The sequence below is a fragment of the Nocardiopsis mwathae genome (assembly GCF_014201195.1).
Taxonomy (GTDB): Bacteria; Actinomycetota; Actinomycetes; order Streptosporangiales; family Streptosporangiaceae; genus Nocardiopsis_C; species Nocardiopsis_C mwathae.
The window spans coordinates 90,843-111,984 of the sequence record NZ_JACHDS010000001.1; the positions used below are offsets into that span (position 1 = coordinate 90,843).

The 21,142-nt window shown below is 71.7% G+C and carries 18 protein-coding genes; 11 read left to right on the plus strand and 7 right to left on the minus strand.

Going from position 1 to position 21,142, the window contains the following annotated elements; genetic code table 11:
- Nucleotides 1–135: 135 nt before the first annotated feature.
- The 4 genes from HNR23_RS00400 to HNR23_RS00415 all read left to right on the plus strand — a co-directional run bounded on the left by HNR23_RS00400 (nt 136) and on the right by HNR23_RS00415 (nt 4,255).
- Complete coding sequence (locus tag HNR23_RS00400; RefSeq protein ID WP_343070368.1) at nt 136–543, plus strand: DUF3017 domain-containing protein; 408 nt, start codon at nt 136–138, stop codon at nt 541–543.
- A gap of 287 nt (nt 544–830) precedes the next feature.
- Nucleotides 831–2,048, plus strand: a complete 1,218-nt coding sequence (locus HNR23_RS00405) for an NADP-dependent isocitrate dehydrogenase (protein WP_184072367.1) — start codon at nt 831–833, stop codon at nt 2,046–2,048.
- Nucleotides 2,049–2,504: 456 nt separating this feature from the next.
- The gene (locus HNR23_RS00410) at nt 2,505–3,500 is read left to right on the plus strand and encodes a LysR family transcriptional regulator (RefSeq protein ID WP_246421512.1); all 996 of its coding nucleotides are present in this window, start codon (nt 2,505–2,507) and stop codon (nt 3,498–3,500) included.
- 191 nt (nt 3,501–3,691) lie between these two features.
- A complete protein-coding gene (locus HNR23_RS00415; RefSeq protein ID WP_184072369.1) occupies nt 3,692–4,255 on the plus strand; it encodes a cysteine dioxygenase family protein in 564 nt (187 codons plus the stop codon).
- A gap of 52 nt (nt 4,256–4,307) precedes the next feature.
- On the opposite strand, the gene HNR23_RS00420 is transcribed toward HNR23_RS00415, so the two are convergent.
- On the minus strand, nt 4,308–5,540 hold the full coding sequence (locus HNR23_RS00420; protein WP_184072371.1) for an LCP family protein: 1,233 nt from the start codon (nt 5,538–5,540) through the stop codon (nt 4,308–4,310).
- Between the two features lie 332 nt (nt 5,541–5,872).
- Between HNR23_RS00420 and HNR23_RS00425 the strand changes: the two genes are divergently transcribed.
- Nucleotides 5,873–6,472: a Uma2 family endonuclease gene (locus tag HNR23_RS00425; protein WP_184072373.1), complete on the plus strand. Its 600-nt coding sequence runs from the start codon at nt 5,873–5,875 to the stop codon at nt 6,470–6,472.
- 56 nt (nt 6,473–6,528) lie between these two features.
- Here HNR23_RS00425 and HNR23_RS00430 read toward each other — a convergent pair whose 3' ends face one another.
- Both HNR23_RS00430 and galE read right to left on the minus strand, forming a co-directional pair.
- Complete coding sequence (locus HNR23_RS00430) at nt 6,529–7,812, minus strand: galactokinase (RefSeq protein WP_343070369.1); 1,284 nt, start codon at nt 7,810–7,812, stop codon at nt 6,529–6,531.
- Nucleotides 7,809–8,828, minus strand: coding sequence for a UDP-glucose 4-epimerase GalE (gene galE / locus HNR23_RS00435; RefSeq protein ID WP_184072375.1), 1,020 nt, complete (start codon nt 8,826–8,828; stop codon nt 7,809–7,811). Before galE ends, HNR23_RS00430 begins: the two co-directional genes overlap by 4 nt.
- A 153-nt stretch (nt 8,829–8,981) precedes the next feature.
- On the opposite strand from galE, the gene HNR23_RS00440 reads away from it, so the two are divergent.
- From HNR23_RS00440 to HNR23_RS00460, 5 genes are all read left to right on the plus strand, one after another.
- A complete protein-coding gene (locus tag HNR23_RS00440) occupies nt 8,982–10,196 on the plus strand; it encodes a YihY/virulence factor BrkB family protein (RefSeq protein ID WP_184072377.1) in 1,215 nt (404 codons plus the stop codon).
- Between the two features lie 468 nt (nt 10,197–10,664).
- A complete protein-coding gene (locus tag HNR23_RS00445) occupies nt 10,665–11,918 on the plus strand; it encodes a glutamate--cysteine ligase (RefSeq protein WP_184072380.1) in 1,254 nt (417 codons plus the stop codon).
- Nucleotides 11,905–13,146, plus strand: coding sequence for a M20 family metallopeptidase (locus HNR23_RS00450; RefSeq protein ID WP_184072382.1), 1,242 nt, complete (start codon nt 11,905–11,907; stop codon nt 13,144–13,146). The genes HNR23_RS00445 and HNR23_RS00450 overlap by 14 nt, the downstream gene beginning before the upstream one ends.
- A 146-nt stretch (nt 13,147–13,292) precedes the next feature.
- Nucleotides 13,293–14,390, plus strand: coding sequence for an adenosine deaminase (locus HNR23_RS00455; RefSeq protein WP_184072384.1), 1,098 nt, complete (start codon nt 13,293–13,295; stop codon nt 14,388–14,390).
- Nucleotides 14,387–14,986, plus strand: a complete 600-nt coding sequence (locus HNR23_RS00460) for a PH domain-containing protein (RefSeq protein WP_343070370.1) — start codon at nt 14,387–14,389, stop codon at nt 14,984–14,986. Before HNR23_RS00455 ends, HNR23_RS00460 begins: the two co-directional genes overlap by 4 nt.
- Before the next feature lie 594 nt (nt 14,987–15,580).
- Here the strand turns inward: HNR23_RS00460 and HNR23_RS00465 are convergent.
- Nucleotides 15,581–16,381, minus strand: a complete 801-nt coding sequence (locus tag HNR23_RS00465; protein ID WP_184072388.1) for a purine-nucleoside phosphorylase — start codon at nt 16,379–16,381, stop codon at nt 15,581–15,583.
- Nucleotides 16,382–16,722: 341 nt separating this feature from the next.
- Here HNR23_RS00465 and HNR23_RS00470 point away from each other — a divergent pair, with 341 nt between their 5' ends.
- Nucleotides 16,723–18,129, plus strand: coding sequence for an NAD(P)H-quinone dehydrogenase (locus HNR23_RS00470; protein ID WP_184072390.1), 1,407 nt, complete (start codon nt 16,723–16,725; stop codon nt 18,127–18,129).
- A 103-nt stretch (nt 18,130–18,232) separates the two neighbouring features.
- On the opposite strand, the gene HNR23_RS00475 is transcribed toward HNR23_RS00470, so the two are convergent.
- The 3 genes from HNR23_RS00475 to HNR23_RS00485 all read right to left on the minus strand — a co-directional run bounded on the left by HNR23_RS00475 (nt 18,233) and on the right by HNR23_RS00485 (nt 21,074).
- Nucleotides 18,233–19,300 carry a hypothetical protein gene (locus HNR23_RS00475; protein ID WP_184072392.1) on the minus strand — a complete coding sequence of 356 codons (1,068 nt, stop codon included), beginning with the start codon at nt 19,298–19,300 and terminating at the stop codon, nt 18,233–18,235.
- 98 nt (nt 19,301–19,398) lie between these two features.
- A complete protein-coding gene (locus HNR23_RS00480) occupies nt 19,399–20,031 on the minus strand; it encodes an ATP-binding cassette domain-containing protein (RefSeq protein WP_184072394.1) in 633 nt (210 codons plus the stop codon).
- Nucleotides 20,028–21,074 (minus strand): peptidoglycan-binding domain-containing protein, encoded by a 1,047-nt coding sequence (locus tag HNR23_RS00485; protein WP_184072395.1) that lies wholly within the window; start codon nt 21,072–21,074, stop codon nt 20,028–20,030. Before HNR23_RS00485 ends, HNR23_RS00480 begins: the two co-directional genes overlap by 4 nt.
- Between the last annotated feature and the right edge of the window lie 68 nt (nt 21,075–21,142).

Here is a 21,142-nt window from a genome sequence, read left to right on the forward strand (position 1 = left end):
GGTTCGCTCGGCCGTTGCTCTCCCGGATGTCCCGTTTTCGGTCACGGTCCGCTCGTACGTGGCCAGTCCGCGCCATGACCCTCCCGGTGCGTCGGTGGGAGCCCGGAATATGTCTGCGTTAGGGCGAGGTTTACGGTGAGCCATAAAGCAGTGGAGGACGCTGTCACACCCCAGTCACGCCCCTCGGAGGAGGAACCGGGGCGCGCGTCGGAGCCGGAGCACGGCGGCGACGCGGCCGACCTTCCGGGCACCGCCGACACGGCACACGACGAGACCCCCGGGTGGCTCGCCCAGGTCCCCTATTTCCTGGTGCTCGCGACGATGTCCGCGGGCATCGTCGTGGTCGCCGCCGCCTACTTCAAGCGCGGCCCCGCCCTGATCGCCGGTGCGCTGCTGCTGGCCGCGGCCTTCCGCTACCTCCTGCCGCCGGACCGGATCGGAATGCTGGCGGTCCGCCGCCGCTGGATCGACATCGCGACCACGGTCACCCTCGCGGTGCTGTTGATCGTGCTCGCGTGGGTGGCGCCGCAGCTGTCATCGTGAGCGTCTAATAAGCTTGATATCGAGATACCGCAGACGATGGAACGACCATAGCCGCCGAAATCCCGGTCTGAGCAGGCATGACGGCCGGTGTGGCCGGCGGTTGGAAGGTTTTGCGGCGAGCTCACGAGGCGAGACGTGGGATCGGCCGCCGCCCCGGCGGCGGCCACGGGTCCGGCACCGCGGTCGCGGCGAACAGCGCCGCGGCCTGGCGCGAGTCCCGATCGCCCCGCGCACGAGGCCTGCAGCCACAGGACGGCTAGCCGAAACGAAGGGACAGCCACACAGCCATGGCCAAAATCAAGGTTGAGAATCCCGTAGTAGAGCTCGACGGCGACGAGATGACCCGGATCATCTGGTCCTTCATCAAGGACCGGCTGATCCTTCCCTACCTGGACGTCGACCTGAAGTACTACGACCTCGGGATCGAGGAGCGGGACCGCACCGACGACCAGATCACGATCGACGCGGCGAACGCGATCAAGCAGTACGGTGTCGGCGTCAAGTGCGCCACCATCACCCCCGACGAGGCCCGCGTCGAGGAGTTCGGCCTGAAGAAGATGTGGCGGTCGCCCAACGGCACCATCCGCAACATCCTCGGCGGCGTCGTCTTCCGCGAGCCGATCATCTGCCAGAACGTCCCCCGCCTGGTCCCGGGCTGGACCCAGCCGATCATCATCGGCCGCCACGCCCACGGCGACCAGTACAAGGCCAGTGACTTCAAGGTGCCCGGCCCGGGTACGGTGACCATCACCTACACGCCCGAGGACGGCGGAGAGCCCATCGAGATGGAGGTCGCCGACTTCCCCGAGGGCGGCGGCATCGCCATGGGCATGTACAACTACCGTAGGTCCATCGAGGACTTCGCGCGGGCCAGCTTCGGCTACGGCCTCGACCGCGGCTACCCGGTCTACCTCTCCACCAAGAACACCATCCTCAAGGCCTACGACGGCATGTTCAAGGACGTGTTCGCCGAGATCTACGAGGCCGAGTACAAGGAGAAGTTCGAGGCGGCCGGGATCACCTACGAGCACCGGCTGATCGACGACATGGTCGCCGCCGCGCTGAAGTGGGAGGGCGGCTATGTCTGGGCGTGCAAGAACTACGACGGCGACGTGCAGTCCGACACGGTCGCGCAGGGCTTCGGCTCGCTCGGCCTGATGACGTCGGTGCTGCGCACCGCCGACGGCCGCACGGTCGAGGCCGAGGCCGCGCACGGCACGGTCACCCGGCACTACCGCCAGCACCAGGCCGGCAAGCCGACCTCGACCAACCCGATCGCGTCCATCTTCGCCTGGACCCGCGGGCTGGACCACCGGGGCAAGCTCGACGGCACCCCGAAGGTCAACGAGTTCGCCGCCGCGCTTGAGGACGTCGTCGTCAAGACCGTCGAGGGCGGTCAGATGACCAAGGACCTCGCGCTGCTGGTCGGCGGCGAGCAGGAGTGGCTCACCACCGAGCAGTTCCTCGCCGCGCTGGACGAGAACCTGCAGAAGCGCCTGGCCTGATCACCTCCTGGCCGACCGCGCACGAGGGGCCGCCCCGCCGCAAGAGGCGGGGCGGCCCCTCGCCGCATGCGCGGTGTGGTCTTGCGCACATGCCACGAAGGCCGGCGGGCTCGGACCGGGCGGGGCGGGCGCGGGATGTGGGCCGAAAAAGCGTTGTGAATATGCCCGGTCACGGTATGGAGGGAATGCGGCCTAGGACACGCCTTTCAGATTCGCGTGCTTCGCGAACATTGCCCTATCTTGAACGTGTCTGCCGCAGGGATTTACCTGCCGGGCAGTAGGCTCGAACACGTCGAGATGAGGTCATCCCAGACCGACGTTCCGCCCCCGCGCCCGCTGGGGGGTAGGCGCGCGAGGCGCGGAACGTCAGGATAAGGGCTCGTCGCCCCAAGGGCGGCGGGCCCTTTTCATGTCTTCGGTCCTATTGGCCCGTTCTGTCGCGCCTATCCTTGCCGAATGTTCGATTCCCGGCATGTGAGAGTATTCGCCGAGGTCGTGCGGACCGGCTCCTACACGGCGGCGGCCCGGAACCTCGGGTACACCCAACCCGCCATCAGCCAGCAGATGAAGGCCCTTGAGCGCGCCGTGGGGACCCCGCTGTTCACCCGGGTCGGCCGCCGTCTGCGGCTGACCGAGGCCGGGGAGGTGCTCTCCAGCCATGCCGAGGGCATCCTCGGTGCCATGTCGGCGGCCCAGGAGCAGATGACCGCGATCGCCCGGCTGCGCTCCGGCCACGTCCGTGTCGCGGCCTTCCCCAGCGCCAGCGCGACACTGGTGCCTCCGACGACGGCGCGCGTCATGGCGGAGCACCCGGGGATCCGCATCGAACTGCTGGAAGCCGAACCTCCGGACTCCCTCGACATGCTCATGCGCGGCGAGTGCGACATCAGCCTCGCGTTCGGCTACGAGGGGACACCCGAGCCGCCGGAGGAGCTGGTGGAGTTTCCCCTGCTGGACGACCCGCTACTGGTGCTCTTGCCGGCCGACCACCCGCTGACCGAGCGGCCGGCGGTCGAGCTGGGCGCGCTCGCCGACGAGCGCTGGATCGCGGGGTGCCGCCGGTGCCGGGGCCACTTCGCGCAGGCGTGCCGGGCGGTCGGGTTCACCCCCGACATCGCCTTCACCACCGACGACAACCTCGCCGTCCAAAGCCTGGTCGCCGCCGGAGTCGGGGTCGCGTTGATGCCCGAGATGGTCCTCTCCTTCCTGCGCCACCCCGGGGTGACCGGGCGCCCCGTCACCCCGATGGGGCGACGCCGGATCTCCGCCTACACCCTGCCGAGCCACCAGCGGATCCCGGCCGCCCGGCTGATGCTGGGCGCACTGCGGCAGACCGCGGGCACAGCGGACGCAGCGCACCGGCGGGGCGGCGACGCCGAGCGGGGCACGTCCGAACGACCCCGCTCCGAGCGGTCCGGGGCTCGATCCGCCCCTCGTGCACTGGACCTATAAGCGGATCTTTGCAACCCGCGAAGAAACCCGAACTGGACCCCATGCACCTCCGGAGGCAAAGCTACGGGGGAGACACAGCCGAACGCCCGTCGTCGACCGTCCGCCCGCCTTTCCCGAGTCCCCCCGGAGTCCCCGGGAGGCCCGGGGCGGTGCCCGCGGACCCGACCACGCGAAACGGAGAGGATGCGGCGATGACGTCCAGCACCTTCAGTGGCACCACCGCGACGACCCCCCGCCTGGCCGAACTCATCACCGCCGTGGGTGAGGCCGTCCGCATGGAGCGTCCGCCGTCCGAGACGGCCCGGCTCGTCGCCGATCGGATGCGCCCGTTCCTGCTCGACCCCGACCTGCTCCCGGACCGGTACCGCGTCGGAAACCCCGACCACTACCTCCAGCACGTCCTGCACGCCGAGGAGGACGGCAGCTTCTCGGTCGTCGCGCTCGTCTGGCTCCCCGGCCAGGAGACCCCGATCCACGACCACGTGTCCTGGTGTGTCACCGGCGTCCACGAGGGCGCCGAGCTGGAGCGCCGCTACGAGCTGCGCGGCGCGGGCGAGACCCTGCGCCTGGTTCCCGCTGGGGAGGTCGTCAACGCCCGCGGCACGGTCTGCGGCTTCGCCCCGCCCGGAGACATCCACCTGGTGCGCAACGACTGCGACACGATGGCGATCTCCCTGCACGTCTACGGCGCCGACATCTCCCGGCTGGGCAGCAGCGTCCGCCGGCAGTACACCTGCCCCGTGACCGACGCGTGACCGGTCGGCCGGGGGCCGCCGCCCCGGCCGCCTTCCGCACCGGCCGGCCGCCTCAGTCGCGCAGGACCGACTCCGGGATCTCGCGCCCCTCCTTCATGGCCTCGAACATCTCCTTCGACGCCGCCTCGTCCCAGAGCACCACCGACCCGACGTTCAGCGTCGGCGTGGAGCCGACCGGGACCGAGGTCGTGGCGGGGGAGTCGTTCATCGCCAGGGCCATCCGGCCCAGGTCGCTGAGGTGGTCGTCCTCGTCCACCTCGAAGGCGGAGGTGCCGTTGGTGATCAGCGGGACCGACCGGAACGGGTTGAGCAGTGTCCCGGGCGAGGTGGCCTTGCCGACCAGGGCGCTGAAGAACTCGCGCTGCCGCTGGATCCGGTCGAGGTCGGCGCGGGCCGAGGCGCGGGTGCGCACGTAGCCCAGAGCGGTCGCCCCGTCCATGTCCTGGCAGCCGGCCTTGATGTCCAAGCCCGCCTTGGGGTCCTCCATGTCCTCCTTGGGGCACATCTCCACCCCGCCGACGGCGTCGACGATATCGACGAACCCGGCGAAGCCGATCTCCACGTAGTGGTCGATGCGCACACCGCTGGCCTGCTCGAACGTCTGCACCAGGGTCGACGGCCCGCCGCCCAGGTCCTCGCTGAAGGCCGCGTTGATCTTGTTGTCGCCGATACCGGGGATGCTGACGTAGGAGTCGCGCGGCACGCTGATGATGGTCGGCCGCCCGCTGTCGGGGACGTAGAGGATCATGAGCGTGTCGGTGCGCTTGCCTTCGGCGCGCCCGGTGCGCAGCTCCTTCATCTCGTCGTCGCTGAGACCCTCGCGGCTGTCGGACCCCACGACCATGTAGGTGGTGCCGGGCTGCTCGGGGGGACGGTTCTCGTAGTCCTGGAGGGCGTCGACGCGCACCAGCCGGCTGTCGGCCCAGAAGTAGAAGAGTGTGGGGGCCAGGAGCAGGACCACCAGCAGTGTGACGAGGACCGTGCGGCGGCGCCGGGCCCGCTGCTCCCGCTCCCGGCGCGATCTCCCGGTCCCGTCGTAGACGCGGCCACCGCCGCCGGGGCGCCCGCGGCCGCTCGCGGCCCCGCCCCCGGAGCGCCCGCCCCGCGAACCGCCGGACCCGCCGGACCCGTGCCCGGAGCGCTGCTCGGATCCGCGCGGCCGGTAGAGCCGCTCGATCTCGTCGGGAGCCCCTCCGCCGCGGGGGCGCCGGAACACCCCGGTCCGGTCGTGGTCCCCGGTGGACCCGTTGTCGGGCCGGTTGCGTCCGTTGCCTCGATCAGCCATCGCCGTGGTCGTCCATCCGTTCCGTGCCCGCTGGGTGCTGCCGCGTTCCTGTGGCGTTCCTGCCGCTATGACTTGCCACATCGTATGTGGGTTCCCGCCGAGGCGTACCTGACGGGACGGCTGGGCCCGGTTTCGGCGGAGCCTCTGCCGTCAGTGCGTTCGCCTTCTCCGCCAACTGATCGGCTCCTGTCCGGCGCAGAAGGAGGAGGGAGGTCACGCTACGCCTGTTTCGGCTGGAACGCCCGAAAGCGTTTTCGATCCGGATAGCGGAAACTCGCCGGTAACCGGACACCGCTCCTGAACACTGGCCCGCATGAAACGAAGGAGGCAGTATGTCTGTCATGACGATCGAACGGCCGGAGTCGCAGGAGCGCCCGCTGACAGTCGAGGATCTGCAGCGGATGCCCGACGACGGGAGGCGGTACGAGCTGGTCGACGGGAGGCTTGACGTGTCGCCCGCACCGACCAACCGCCATGCGAAGGTTGAGCATCGGCTCAGCTGGCACCTGCAGAACCTAGCGCCTGCGGAGTGCGATGTGTATCGGGGAGCGGGGGCGAACTTCAACGCCGACCGGAGCCACCACCGCATCCCCGATCTGTCCGTCTTCCGTACGGATGACTACGAAGAGCCGTACTTCACGGTCCCCCCACTGCTGGCGGTCGAGGTCGTGTCTCCGTCGAGCCTGTTCAGGGACACCAATACCAAGAGGGCGGAGTATGCCGACTTCGGCATCGAGTCCTACTGGGTCATCAACGTATGGGGAGACGAGCCGGAGCTTCTGGAGTGGCGTCTCGACAACAAGAGCTACCGCACCGCCGCCGAAGTCGTCGGTAAGAAGGTCTTCGAGACCGACGCACCTTTCCCGGTGAAGCTGGTGCCGCACTGGCTGACCGCGCCCGGCGAGTGGATGGATCACATCGGCGGCGAGTGACCGCAGCGATACCCCCGGGACGCCGCGGGTGTGCCCGAGCTCGGCTCGGGCACACCCTAGTGTGTCCGACGGGCGCCCGCGGAGGGGAGGGCGGAGCGGACCTCCGGTACCCGCAAGCCCTTCTTCGCGAAGGCGGACGACACGGTGGCGCTCACCTCGTCCACGCTCTCCTCCGGCACCAGGGCGATGGCGCACCCGCCCAGGCCGGTGCCGGTCAGCTTGGCGCCGCGGGCGCCCGCCCGGACGGCGGTCTCCACGGCGAGGTCGAGTTCCGGGCAGGACACCTCGAACTGGTCGCGCAGGGAGAAGTGCGACGCCGTGAGCACCGCCCCGATCTCCGGCAGGGCCTTGGCGCGCATCAGGCCGACGACGGCGTTGACCCGGTGGATCTCGGTCACCACATGCCGCACCCGCTTGCGCAGCACCGGCTGCTTGAGCTTCTCCAGCGCGGACGCGAGGTTCTCGACGTCGCGCAGGGCATCGACGCCCAGCCGCTTGGCCGCCCGTGCGCACTCGGTCCGCCGTTGCGCCCGAAGGTGCTCCGTATCGCGCGGCCGGGGCCGGACACCGGTGTCGATGAGGAGCAGGCGCAGCCCCGCCTCCGCCAGGTCCAGCGCGACGTTGCGGCCGCCGCCCGTCCGGCGGTCCAGGAAGAGGGCGTGCCCCTCCTTGCAGCGCAGCGACGCGTGGTGGCCCGTTCCGTCAGTGGGGGATCGGGCGAACGCGGTGTCGGCGCGCCGGGCGAGGTCGGCCATCGCGCGGCGGTCCCCGGCCAGGCCGTCGACCCCGTGGGCCTCGGCCAGCGCCAGTAGCGTCGCGGACTCCAGCGCGGCCGACGAGGCCAGGCCGGCCCGGACCGGCAGGTCGGAGTCGATGAGGATCCGCGCCCCGGCGTCCGCGTCGAGGTGCCCGGACTCGCGCGCGGCCCGCACGACCCCGGTGATGTGGCGGCCCCAACCCGGGGTCGTCGATCGAGCCGCGGCCTTCGGGTCGGGCTCCGCGATCGACACGTGCACCGCGTCCCCCGGGCGCTGAAGGCTGCGCGCCTCGACGGTGCCGTCGTGGGTCGGTTCCACCGCCATCGACACGCCCAGCGGCAGCGCCACGGGCAGCACCAGGCCGCCGCCGACCGCGGTGTGGTCGCCCATGAGGTTGACGCGGCCCGGTGCGCGCCAGATGCCCGCCGGCGGGGCGCCGTAGGCGTCGGCGAATGCCCCGGCGAGCGCGTCGTCGTCGACACGGGTGCTCACCCGCCACTCTTCGGCACCGGTATCGTCATCGGCCCCGTCCCGGCGCAGTGCCGCCCCGAACGGCTTCAGCAGCCCCCGCAGTCCGTTCACGCTGTCCCCGACCCGCTCATCCCGGGCGCACGCACCCGCGCGCCCTGCCCGTTTCGATCCTCGTGGGCGGTGTGGAAGGCCCACGCGTCGGCGACGATATCCCGAAGCGCGGGGATGCGCGGTTCCCACCCCAGTTCGGCGCGGGCGCGGTCGGCGGAGGCGACCAGCACCGCGGGGTCCCCGGCGCGGCGCGGTGCGACGGCGGCCGGGATCGGGTGGCCGGTGACCTCGCGGCAGACCTCGATGACCTCGCGGACCGAGAACCCCGCGCCGTTGCCGAGGTTGAACACCCGGTGCGAGCCGGGCGCGCACGCCTCCAGGGCACGCAGGTGGGCGTCGGCGAGGTCGGTGACGTGGATGTAGTCGCGCACGCAGGTCCCGTCCGGGGTGGGGTAGTCCGTGCCGTGGATCGCCACCGAGCCGCGCAGTCCGCGCGCGACCTGCAGGACGATCGGGATGAGGTGGGTTTCGGTGGTGTGCCGCTCGCCGCGTGGCCCCTGCGCCCCGGCCACGTTGAAGTAGCGCAGGCTGACGGCGCCGATGCCGTGCATTCGCGCGTGTTCCGCCAGGGCGGCGTCGATGGCGGCCTTGGAGGCGCCGTAGGGGTTGGCGGGCCGCACCGGCGCGTCCTCGCGTATGGGGACGCCGTCCGGTTCGCCGTAGACGGCCGCGGTGGAGGAGAAGACGATCCGCCGCACGTCGGCCGCGCGCACCGCGTCCAGCAGCGCGAGCGAGGCGCCGACGTTCCCGGCCCAGTACAGCTCGGGGCGGGCCACGGACTCCGCGACGACGGATCGGGCGGCGAAGTGCAGGACGGCGTCGATGCGGCCTGCGCCGAGGACCTCGGGTGCGCGGTCGCGGATGCAGCCCTCGACGAACGCGCACCCGTCCGGCACGGCGTCGCGGTGCCCGGTGGAGAGGTCGTCGACGACCACGACCTCGGATCCGGCTTCCAGCAGGCGCGCGGCGACGACGCTGCCGATGTACCCGGCGCCGCCGGTGACCAGTACCCGCATGATCGCTCTTTCTCCTCGGGGTGGGGTGGTCAGGCCAGTGTGGCGCGGTCGGTCCGTCCGCCGCGGCGGCGCGCCGGAACTTCTCGATGTCGGCGCGCGCGGCTACGCTCGCCTTCACCTGCACACGGACGAATGGGGCAGGAGCGAACGCCGATGGCATCGCTGGTGGAGAGGGTCAGGAGCCGGGGACGGCACTACGGCCACCTGGCCATGGAGTCCTACTGGGCCGCGCGTCGGCGACGGCCCGCCTTCGACCATGCCGTGCGGGCGGTGGAGCGCTACGGCGACCGGCAGGGCAGCGCGTTCGCCGCCGCGGTCACCTACTACGCGTTCCTGTCCTTCTTCCCCCTGCTCGCGCTGGCGTTCGCGGCGGTCGGCTACCTGGTGGAGTTCCATGCCGACCTGCGGGAGTACCTGGAGCTCGCGATCGACGAGATGCTGCCCGGCCTGTCGGAGCGGCTGCCGATCGACGAGATCGCGCGGGCCCGCACAGGGGCGGGGATCATCGGCCTGCTGGGCCTGCTCTACGCCGGCCTCGGTTCGGTGTCGTCGCTGCGCCAGGCGCTGCACCAGATCTGGCTGAAGGACTACCAGTCCGGCCCCAACATCGTGCTGAGGTACCTCTTCGACCTGGCCGTGCTGGTGGTGGCGGGCCTCGCCCTGGTGGCCACGGTCGCGCTGACGGCAGTTGCGCAGGCCGCCACCGGCTGGCTGCTGTCGTGGGTGGGGCTGGAGGGGTCGTCGGCCGCGATCGCCACGACGCGGCTGCTGGGCCTGGCCATCGCCATCGGGATGAACCTGCTCATCTTCCTGATGCTGTTCGCCACCCTGTCGGGGAGCGGGCGCCCGCTGCGGCTGCTGTGGCGCGGGGCGTTGCTGGCGGCTCTGGGGTTCGAGGTGCTCAAGGCGGCGGGCGCGCTGCTGATCGGCGGCACGCTCGGCAACCCCGTCTATGCCTCCTTCGCTGTGGTGGTGGGCCTGCTGGTGTGGATCAACCTGGTGATGCGGCTGGTTCTGTTCGCCGCCGCGTGGACCGCGACCTGGCTGGCGGTGCCCCCGCCCTACCAGGGGGCGGTGCCGATGGGGATGCCGCCGGCGGCGGGTGCGCCCCCGGCCCGTGGGGGCGGCGGGGCCGGTGCCGGGGCAGGAGGCGCGGTGCCGGGGCCGGGCGGGGTGGCGATCGCCTTCGGCCCGGAGTTCGGCCCCGAGGTGCGCCCCGCGGCAGGGGAGAGGTTTCGGTCGGCCCGGTGGGCGCTGTGCCGTGTCGCGCTCCCCGCAGCGGCCCTGGCCTGCGCCGCCGCGCTGGCGGTGTGGGTCCGCGGACACCGCCGCTCCGTGCCCCGCCAGTCCGTACAGAGCGTGCGATGAGGCCGGATCCGGCCATGTGCCGTCGCATGCCGTCGCTGACGGCATCCGACGCGTCGTATCACGTATAGGTCAACTTCCCGGTTTTCGGCCCCGATCTTGGGTAGCGTGTAGCTCTGTCAAGGCCAGGGGCGGGTCCTCGGTGGGAATTCGCCGGAAACCTTCGACGCTGTTTCAGATGACGCGGGGGATGCCTTACACGCCCGTGCGGTTCCCGATGATGAGACGGTCCGGTCGCATCGGGGCATGATTCGCGGTTTTCCGGCAGGTTCACCGAGGCACCTGCAATCCTCGTCCGGGTGGAGTCGCCCACCCGCACTTGAGCACCTGAGGCGCCGTAGGGCGGCCTTCGGCGTCTTCGAGAGGGAGAGTGAATTCGGTCATGAGGCGGACTGACATGCGGGACGCCGCCTCGCTTATGGTGCCTCTGACGTCGGTGTGCGAGCCGACCGGACAGCGCGGAGGTTGACCGTGGCCATCGAATTCAACGCCTCTGACCGCACCACCATCGGTGCCGAGTGGGAATTGCAGCTCGTCGACGTGAACACCCGGCATCTCCGCCAGGAGGCACAGCAGGTGCTGGCCGCTCTGCCCGACCTCAGCCGGGGCTCCTCCCACCCGCCGCTGCGCCATGAGCTGATGCAGTGCACCGTGGAGGTCGTCACCGACATCTGCGAGACGGTCGAGGAGATCAAGAGCGACCTGGCCACGAGTGTCGACCGGCTGACCCCCGTCCTCCAGGAGCGGCGGCTCGCGCTGGCCTGCTCGGGCACGCACCCGCTGGACGACTGGCGCGACCAGACGCCGTCACCGGTGCGGCGCTACGGCGAGCTCATCGAGGATTTCCAGTGGATTGCGCGGCGCATTCTCACCTTCGGGGTCCACGTGCACGTCGGTGTCCGTTCGGCGGAAAAAGCGGTCCCGATCGTCAACGCGCTGTCGCGGTACCTGCCGCACTTTCTCGCGCTGACCGCCTCCAGCCCATTCTGGAGCGGCCATGACACCGGTCTGGCCTCCGCCAGGTCGATCGTATTCGGCGCGCTTCCCACGGCAGGTCCGCCGCCGGTCCTGCCGCACTGGGCGGCATTCGAGGAATACATGGAGACGCTGCTGCGCGCGGGCACGATCAACAGCATCAAGGACGTGTGGTGGGATGTCCGCCCGCACCCGGATTTCGGCACCATCGAGATCCGGATGTTCGACGGAATTCCCACGCTGCGCGAGGTCGGAATGGCGGCCGCCCTGACGCAGAGCCTCGTCCGGCTGTTCGACCAGCAGTTCGACCGCGGCTACGGGCTGCCCAGCGCACCGTCGTGGGTGGTCAACGACAACAAGTGGCGGGCCACCCGCTACGGGTTGGACGCGCGGGTCATCGTCGACGAGCACGGCACCACCGTGCCGCTCCGCGACGACCTGTACGAGCTCCTTCACGAGTTGGAGCCGGTCGCAGCCCGGCTCGGCTGTGCCGAGGACCTCGACGTCGCCTTCGAGGTCCTGGACAAGGGCGCACCCTACGAGCGCCAGCGTGCCGTGATCGACCAGGGCGGCACGCTCAACGACGTCGTGGACGCACTGGTGGCGGAGTTCCGCTCCGGAGCCGACGGCCCCTGGCCGCGCCCCCGGAGCGCCACCGGCGGGCAGGGGGCGGAGCAAGGCGACACCGGCGGCAACGCCGACCCAGATCAATCGTCGAGGAACAGGGGGCCATCGCATGCACGGACGTGACCTGCCAGACCAGTTGACCGCCTTTCTGGCCCGGCATGAGCGCGAATTCGTGGAATTCCGGCGAGACCTGCACATGCACCCGGAGCTCGCCTTCGCCGAGCACCGCACCACCCAGCGTCTGGTGGAGCGCCTGCGCCGGGCCGGCCTGGCGCCGAAGGTCCTGCCGCGGGGCACCGGGCTCATCTGCGACATCGGTTCCAGCGACGGGCCGACGGTGGCGCTGCGCGCCGACCTCGACGCGCTGCCGCTGACCGACGAGAAGGACGTGCCCTACCGCTCGACGGTGCCCGGGGCCGCCCACGCCTGCGGTCACGACGTGCACACCACGGTCGTGCTGGCCGCCGGGCTCTTCCTCGCCCAGCAGGCCCGCGCCGGGGCGCTGCCGGGCCGGGTGCGGCTGCTGTTCCAGCCGGCCGAGGAGATGCCCGGCGGGGCGCGCGAGGTCATCAGCGCGGGCGGGATCGACGGGGTCGACCGCATCTTCGCCCTGCACTGCGACCCCCGGCTGCTGTGCGGCCAGGTCGGGTTGCGTGTCGGCCCCATCACCGCCGCCTGTGACCAGCTGATGGTGCGGTTGTCGGGCGCGGGGGGGCACACCGCGCGGCCGCACCTGACCACCGACCTGGTCTACGCGCTGGGCAAGGTGGTCACCGAGCTGCCTGCGGCACTGTCCCGCCGTGTGGACCCCCGCGCCGGGTTCAGCCTGGTGTGGGGGCGTATCAGTGCGGGGTCGGCGCCCAACGCGATCCCCGACGACGGCGTCGCCGAGGGGACGGTGCGCTGCCTGGACGACGACGCCTGGCACGCCGCCCCCGACATCATCAAGGAACTGGTGGAGTCCGTGGTGGCGGGCTACGGTGCGACGGCCGACCTCGACTACCGGCGGGGCGTCCCGCCCACGGTCAACGAGGCCTCCAGCGTGCGGATGCTGCGCGCGGCCTGCGCGCAGACGCTGGGCCCGGAATCGGTGGCGTCCACCCCGCAGAGCCTCGGCGGCGAGGACTTCGCCTGGTACCTGGAGCATGTGCCGGGGGCGATGGCGCGGCTGGGTACGCACTCCCCGACCTCCAGCTCCCCCATGCTCGACCTGCACCAGGGGACGTTCGACGTCGACGAGAGCGCGATCTGCGTCGGTGTCCAGCTGATGGCCGCCTCCGCCCTGACCGCGCTGTGGGAGGGGGCCCGGCCCGGCAGCGACAGCACGGTGGAGGACGCCGCACTGGCCTGACCCCCGCGGCCCTGCTGCCCTTCTCCCCTCGCAGCCGGGCACCGGCACCGCCCGAACACGCCCTACCGGGCCCGCTCGCGCTGCGGGCCCGTTCGGCACCGGCCGGTCGGGCCGGGCACCGAGTTCAGGTGGCATCCTTAAGACGCATGAGCCACCAACTGACCCTTGACCAGATCCGACGCGCGCCGAAAGTCCTCCTCCACGATCACCTGGACGGCGGGCTGCGCCCTGAGACGGTCGTCGAACTCGCCGAAGCGACCGGGTATTCCGCACTGCCCACGAAAGACCCCGTCGAGCTGGGGCAGTGGTTCCGGGAGGCCTCCGACTCCGGCTCCCTGGAGCGCTACCTGGAGACGTTCTCGCACACCGTCGGTGTGATGCAGACGCGGGAGTCACTGGTCCGGGTGGCCGCCGAGTGCGCCGAGGACCTCGCCGCCGACGGCGTCGTCTACGCCGAGGTGCGCTACGCCCCCGAGCAGCACCTGGAGGCGGGGCTGACCCTGGAGCAGGTCGTGGAGGCCGTCCTGGAGGGCTTTCGGCTGGGCCAGGACCGCGCCGCGGAGCAGGGCCGCACGATCCGGGTGGGGACCCTGCTCACCGCCATGCGGCACGCTGCCCGGTCGCGGGAGATCGCGGAGCTGGTCGTGCGCTACCGCGACGTCGGCGTGGTCGGCTTCGACATCGCCGGGGCGGAGGCCGGCCACCCGCCCACCCGCCACCTGGACGCGTTCGAGTACCTGCGCCGCGAGAACGCCCACTTCACGATCCACGCGGGCGAGGCGTTCGGGCTGCCGTCGATCTGGGAGGCGCTGCAGTGGTGCGGCGCCGACCGGCTCGGGCACGGGGTGCGGATCGTCGACGACATCGAGCGCACGGCCGACGGCGAGCCGCGCATGGGCCGACTGGCGCGGTACGTGCGCGACAAGCGGGTGCCGCTGGAGATGTGCCCCAGCTCCAACATCCAGACGGGTGCGGCGACGTCGATCGCGGACCACCCGATCGGGATGCTGCGCCGCCTGCGCTTCCGGGTCACGGTCAACACCGACAACCGGTTGCAGAGCGGCACCACGCTCTCGGAGGAGTTCGCGCGGCTGTGCGACGCGTTCGACTACGACTGGGACGACCTGCAGTGGTTCACGGTGAACGCGATGAAGTCGGCGTTCCTTCCCTTCGACGAGCGGCTCGCGCTGATCAACGGGCACATCAAGCCGGGCTTCGCGCAGCTCAAGTGGGCCACGGCGTGAAACCGTTCACGGCTCCGCTGCCGCGCGTCCTGGGGTGGGTCTGGATCGGCGTCGTCGTCCTGTTGCTGATCGACCTGCTGGTGAACGGTGGCGACCGGGCCGCGCTGATCGCGGCCGCGGTGCTGCTGTGCACGGTGGGCGGCACGTACGTGCTGTGGCTGCGCCCGCGGGTGGTGCCGCAGGACGACGGCGTTCGGGTGGTCAACCCGATGCGGGAGACGTTCGTGCCGTGGTCGGCCTTCACCTGGGCCGACGTGACCGATGTGCTGCGCATCCACGCCGGTGACCGGGTGGTGCGGTCCTGGCCGCTGCGGGAGCCCAAGCGCGCCGTCGTGCGGGACAACATGCGCCGGGCCGGATCGGACGGTGGTCCGATCCTGGACGAGGCCGACGCGGACCCGCGCGAGCTGCGGCCGGTGAACCTGATCGCCCGCCAGCTGCGGGAGGAGGCGCAGCGGCGCAAGGCCGAGCAGATCCCGGGGGCCGACGGCCCTGGCGAGGGTGCGGTCGGCCTGTCCGCGGTGTGGTCGCCCGACGCGCTGGTGGCGCTCGGTGTCCCGGCTCTTCTGCTGGTCACGGCGGTGCTGGTCGGCTGAGGCGGACCCGTCCGCCCATCGCGGGGAGGCCCTGACCGGGGCCTCTCCGCGATTTTTTCCCGCGATTTTTTTCCCGCGGTGACTTGACCGCGACCCCGGGTTGCTGGTTAGGTAAGGCATGCCTAAGGAGCACGGGTTCGGGGGTCCGGTGTCAGCGCGGATCGCCGGACCATCCGAACCCCGAGTTCCCCGGGCACTTGCGGGTCAACTGAATAGCGGGCGCGCCGCCGCACGAATCGCCACTCGTGCGGGGACATCCGACCGGAAGGGGTCGCGGGGACTCCGATCCGGACACGGCACCCTCGGCGGCGCGCTGTATCCGAAGAAGAAGAAAAGGTGCGGCCCGGATCCCACGGGGTCTGCGGGGACCCCCGGAACCGGGCCGCACCGGGACACCACCGCCACCGGAGTCGGACGGCGTCGGTCATCCTCGGCCTCGGGATGCTGCTCGCCACGCAGCGCCGCCCGACACCGCACGCGGGTCCTGCTTCACCACGGAAAAGAAAGGGATCGCCGGCCCTGGCGCGGATAGGGCCGGCGATCCCCGCTCTTCTCCCGGGCCGCGCTCGCCTGCGCGTCGCGGCCCCGTGCGGCCTACAGCCGCATGAGGATCGCGTTCAGCAGCTCGCCCAGGCGCGGACTCCGCTGCCGCACCGCCTCCAGCGCCGCCTCCTGGTCGAACGGTTCGAAGACCGCGGTGATCGCGTCGTTGCTGACCATCGCCAGCGCCAACACCTCGGCCCCCATCTCCACGGCCGCGATGGTCTCCAGCGCCATGGACTGGCCCACGAGGTCGGCACCCCCGGCCCGCAGCATCCCCAGCTCCGCGGGGGTCTGGAACTGCGGCCCGGACACCGTCGCATACACGCCCTCGGCCAGCGTCGGGTCGGCGGCGTGGGCGACATCGCGCAGCCGCTGCGGGTACGCGCCGGTCAGATCCACGAAGTCCGGCCCTACCAGTGGGGAGGTGGCGGTCAGGTTGATGTGGTCGCGCACGATGATCGGCTGGCCCACCGAGTAGTCGGCGCGCAGCGACCCGGCCGAGCCGGTGAGGAGCACCGTGCGGGCGCCGGCGGACACCCCGGTGCGCACCGCGTGGACGACCCGCATCGGATCGTGGCCCTCGTACAGGTGGACACGGCCGAGGAAGACCGCCACGCGTTTGGCGCCCACCCACATGCTGCGCACCTTCGGGGAGTGGCCGGCCGCCGTCGGTTCGGTGAAGCCCGGGAGGTCGATCACGTCGAGTTCGATGTCGGGCGTCCCCAGATAGTCCGCGGCCTGGGCCCATCCCGAGCCGAGAACGACCACGGCGTCGTAGCCGTCGGCGCCGCTGCGGGCCTTCAGCTCCTCCGCCGCCTCGGCCGCCAGGTCCTTGGCCTCGGCGGTCCGCATCACGGGACGATCTTGCGTGGATTCGCTCACATCTCCGGAGCCTACCCCTGCGTAACCGTTTTGTGCCGGAGCGCAACGCAGCGTGTTCGGGGCCTCCATAAACGCCGCTATGGGCGGTAGACGGCCGTCCCTCCGGCCGTCGTGCCTCGGGGCGGCGGCGTGGTCCGCAGCGCCCGGACGACCGCGGCGGACCGTGTCGGCACCCCGGTGCGAACGCGTCGAGCGGGGATGAGAGGACAATGGGGGAGAGCGACAGGCGAGCGAAGACCCAGGCGAAGGCCTTTATCGGGCCGCGGCGCCCGCGTGCGGGCGGCCCATCGCCATTGAGGAGTGGAGCAGACGTGACGAAGGTCGTGATCATCGGAGGCGGGCCCGGAGGCTACGAGGCGGCTCTGGTCGCAACGCAGCTCGGCGCCGAGGTGACGGTCGTTGACCGGGACGGCATCGGCGGAGCCTGTGTGCTGACGGACTGCGTGCCGTCCAAGACCATGATCGCGACGTCCGTCCGCTCCACCTACGTCCGTGAGGCCGCCAAACTCGGCCTCAACATCGGCACCGGCGGCGCCCCGGGCGCGGGCGCCGAGTCGGCGGGGCCGTGCAGCGTCGACGTCGACATCGCGACCGTCAACGCGCGCGTCAAACGGCTCGCCCAGGCGCAGTCCGACGACACCGCCGCCCGCCTGGTCAAGGAAGGCGTCGAGATCATCCCCGGAGAGGGCCGCCTGGTCGACCCGCGCATCGTCGCGGTGGGCGACCGGCGCCTGCACGCCGACGTCGTCCTGGTCTCGACCGGCGCCCACCCGCGCGAGCTGCCCACCGCCAAACCCGACGGCGACCGCATCCTCACCTGGCGCCAGCTCTACGACCTCGACGAGCTGCCCGAGAAGCTCATCGTCGTCGGCTCCGGCGTCACCGGCGCCGAGTTCGCCAACGCCTACCAGGCGCTGGGATCCGAGGTCACCCTGGTCTCCTCCCGGGACCACGTCATGCCGACGCAGGACGTCGACGCCGCCAAGGTGCTGGAGGGCGTGTTCCGGCGCAGCGGCATGACGGTCCTCTCCAACAGCCGCGCCGAATCGGTGACCAACACCGGCGACGGCGTCCGGGTGGCCATCTCCGACGGCCGAGAGATCGAGGGCAGCCACTGCCTGATGACCGTCGGCATGATCCCCAACACCGCCAACATCGGCCTGGAGGAGACCGGCGTCCGGCTCGACAAGGGCGGGTTCGTCCAGGTCGACCGGGTGTCGCGGACCTCGACCCCGGGTGTGTACGCGGCGGGCGACTGCACCGGCGTGAACATGCTCGCCTCGGTCGCCGCCATGCAGGGCCGGATCGCGATGTGGCACGCGCTCGGCGAGGCGGTCTCCCCGCTGAAGCTGTCCACCGTCGCCTCCACCGTGTTCACCCACCCCGAGCTGGCCGCGGTGGGCGCCAGCGAGGAGGACGTCCGCTCCGGCAGGGTCGACGCGCGCATCGTCACCCTGCCGCTGGACACCAACCCGCGGGCGAAGATGAACAACAGCAAGGACGGGTTCATCAAGCTCATCTGCCGCCAGCACACCGGCATCGTGCTGGGCGGCGTCATCGTCGGCCCCCGGGCCAGCGAGCTCATCTTGGGTGTGTCCATCGCGGTGCAGCAGCGCCTCACCGTCGACGAGATCGCCCACACCTTCGCGGTCTACCCGTCGCTGTCCGGCAGCGTCACCGAGGCCGCACGCTCCCTGATGCAGGCGTCCCCGGAGTAGCCGGTCGACCCCCTTTCGTCGATCTCGGGGATATCGGGGTCTCAGCGGCGATTTTTACCCCGATATCCCCGAGATCAACGGAAGTGTGGCGTTAGCGCGGCGCTTACCGGTCCTTGAAGTAGCGGAACAGGTGGTCCTCGCGGATCAGCAGGAGGGCCACCACCGCCCCGGCCAGTGCGGCGGGAACCGCGGCGGCGGGGCCGCGGATGTCGATGGCGAAGGCCTGCAGCGGGTCGGCGGGATTGTTCGGGCCGACCGCCGGCAGCAGCGCGAACGCGGCCAGCGCCAGCGCGGCCACCGACCACGCGGCGGTCTCCAGCAGGACCGCGGCCAGCAGCGCCCGCCGGGACTGCCCGACGTGCAGTGCCCCCGCGATCTCCAGGCGGCGGGCGCGGATCGCCAGGAAGCCGAGGACCAGCCCGGCCAGCGCCGCGCCCGGCACGGCTGCGCGGGTGATGCGCTCGGAGAACGCGGCAGCGGCGTCGAACGATGCCCCGAGCCGGGTGTTGAGCTGCCCGATCGTCACCGAGACGTCGGGGTCGACGTCGGACGCCACCGTCGAGCGGATCAGCTCGTCGGCGTCGTCCACGACCGGCCACACGTGCGCCCAGCACTGGTCGAACTCGCCCGCCGCCACCGTGGGGACGACGACGGCGTACCCTAGGCGGCTGTCGCGGCCGTCGTCGGGATGGTCGTAGACCCCGGCGATGACCATCGGGCCCTGGTCGGTCTCCAGTGTGCGGCCCGCCCCCACCCCCAGCCTCTCGGCCACCCCGGTGGGGATCCACACGCCGTCGGCCGACAGCGGGCGCACCCCCAGCACCTCGCCCATGCCCGGGGTGGCCTCGTAGACGGGGACGGGGTTGTCCGGCATCGCCGCCAGGGTCAGGGGCGTGCCCTCGCTGACGGCTCCGGCGGATCCGATCGAGGGGACATCCGACAGCGCCTCGCACGCGGCGCCGTCGGTGGCGTCGACGGCGTTGAGGATCCGCACCGCGGCCCCGGCGTCGACGAACTCGGCGGCCCGCTGCTGCAGGGCGATGATGGCGCGGGCGTCCGTGATCGCCAGGCTCGCGGTGACCGCGGCCAGTGCGACGGCGAACACGGCCGCCCGCGTGGTGCCGGTGGCCAGGTCGCGCCAGGCCTCGGACAGGATCGACCCGGGGCGCATGCCGTCCCCTGACCCGCTTCCGAGGCGTCCCTCCGGCGCGTCCGGCCTCCCGGCACCCGCCATCCTCCCTCTCCCTCCCCGGTGGTCCTCCGGCGTGCTCATCGGGGGGCCGTCCCGCCGCATGCCGTCCTGTCCATATCGATGACCTCGGTGCAGGCCTCGCGTGTGTGGGGGTCATGGGTCGCGATGACCACGATCGTGCCGTCCCGGGCGATGTTGCCCAGGGTGGCGTTGACGGTCGCGGCCGTGCTGAGGTCGAGCTGCGCGGTGGGTTCGTCGACGAGGAGCAGGTCCGGGGCCGAGCACAGGGCACGGGCCAGCATCAGGCGCTGGGACTCCCCACCGGACAGTTCGCGGAACGGCCGCTCGGCCGCCTGGTCGAGGTGGAAGTCGGCCATGACCGCGGTTGCGTGGGCGTCGGCCGCGGAGCGCTCCCACCCGCGGGCGAGCAGGGGCAGGGTGACGTGGTCCAGGGCGGTGCGGGCCGGCACACCGTAGGGGTTCTGGAAGACCCAGCCGGTGCGGTGGATCCCGGACATCTCCAGCGCTCCGCCGACCGGTTCCAGCCACCCGGCCAGGATCGCCAGCAGGGTCGACTTGCCGCAGCCCGACGGCCCGCACACCCCCGTGATGCGGCCGGGCAGCAGCTCGAAGTCCAGGTCGGCGAAGAGTGTCGCGGTGCCGGGGAAGCGGTGGGTGAGGCCCGTCGCGCGGACGTGGGTGGCCGTCATGACGTGTCGCCCGCACATGAGGTGGCGGTGATGGCCGTACCGACGGCGACCTCGTCCGGGACGTCGCCGTCCTCGTCCTCGGGGACGACGAGCGTCGAGCCCAGGTTGGAGCCGACGATGCGCACGGGGATGGTGTCGTCGCCCTCCTGGAGACACCCGGAGTCGCCCGACGTCCCGAACAGCGCGCCCGGTGCGACCTTCAGCGCGTCCAGCGGTTCGGTGAGCGCGACAGAGCCGCTGACCGGGTCGTCCTGGCCCTTCTGCGCGGCCCGCGCCTCCTTGGTGGCGGCCAGCTCGCGCAGGAAGCCGGGATCGTCGGCGACGCCCTCCCCGCTGACCGGTCCGCTGACCCCGGCGACGGTGAGGGTGCGTTCACCCGGTGCGGCGTCGGCCGGGAGGCTGTCCGCCCTCGCCGACTCCACCCGCCCGGGGACGGTCGCGAACTCCCCGCCTTTGCCCAGGTGGGCGCCCAGGGGAGCCTGGCACTCCTCGACGGTGACCTGGGCCGCGGGGAGCCAGATGAAGCGGTCGACGGCGACCTCGCCGTCGGGGTTCTTCCACCCGTTGGCCTTCTTCAGTGAGCGGACGGCCTCATAGGTCCGGCGTCCGAAGGTCCCGTCGGCCGGTGTGGGGTGGCCGAGCCGGGCCAGCTCCGTCTGCAGGGCCTTGACGTCGGCGCCGGTGTGCCCCCACCGCAGGTCGCGGTAGAGGGGCACGGAAGTGGCCAGGGCGATCAGGCGCTTGCCGTCCACGCGCACCGGCACCGTCCCCGATTCCACCGTGCCGCCGGCCGCGCAGCCGGTGGAGGTGACCCGGCCCGCCGTGCCGACGGTGAGGTCGGCGGCGGGGGAGAGATTCAGGGTGACCTGCACGGTCCGCTCGTCGGCGTACTTCTCCTCGGCGACCGGAGCGGAGGTGATGGTATCGGCGGCCGCGAGGTCGGGAGGCGGCCCCGCAGGGCGCAGCAGGAACCCGGCCACGCCGCCGGCGGCCACCAGCACCGCACCGGCGAGGACGGCGGTCCCCGTTGGTCGGTTGAGCATTGCACCACATCCAAGAGGTCCGGTGCCTCCCGCGCCGCTGGGGCGGAACCCGGGAACACGGAGAAGGA